The organism is Pseudomonas sp. SIMBA_067, assembly GCF_046534675.1.
In the GTDB taxonomy this organism is placed as follows: Bacteria; Pseudomonadota; Gammaproteobacteria; order Pseudomonadales; family Pseudomonadaceae; genus Aquipseudomonas; species Aquipseudomonas putida.
Genome location: NZ_JAWRYH010000135.1, coordinates 1 through 354 on the forward strand (window position 1 = coordinate 1; position 354 = coordinate 354).

At 61.3% G+C, this 354-nt stretch carries 1 protein-coding gene; it reads left to right on the forward strand.

The genetic code is table 11. The features are described from left to right. On the forward strand, positions 1–354 hold a 354-nt coding region (locus SB765_RS28395), incomplete at both ends, for a fatty acid desaturase (RefSeq protein WP_410932323.1).

The following is a 354-nucleotide window of genomic DNA, read 5'->3' on the forward strand; positions in this document are numbered from 1 at the left end:
GCGATAGCGATGTGGCTGCTGCACGGGACGCTGCTGGCACTGCTGTTTTTCTGGATGGCGCGGCAGGGATTTTCACCGCTGTGGTATCTGCTGGCGGTGAGTTATCCGGCGCTGGCGCTGACCAAAGTGCGATCCTTCTATGAGCATCGTGCGGCGGACGATCCGCTGGCACGGTCGGTGAATAATGAAGCGGCGTGGCCGTGGCGCATGCTATTCCTGAATCTGAACTACCATTCAGTGCATCACGACCTCCCCGGCGTCCCCTGGTATGGCCTGCGCCGCCTCTATCTGCGCGATCGCGAGCATTACTACCACCGCAATCACGGCTTTCGCGTGGCGGGCTATCGGGTCTGG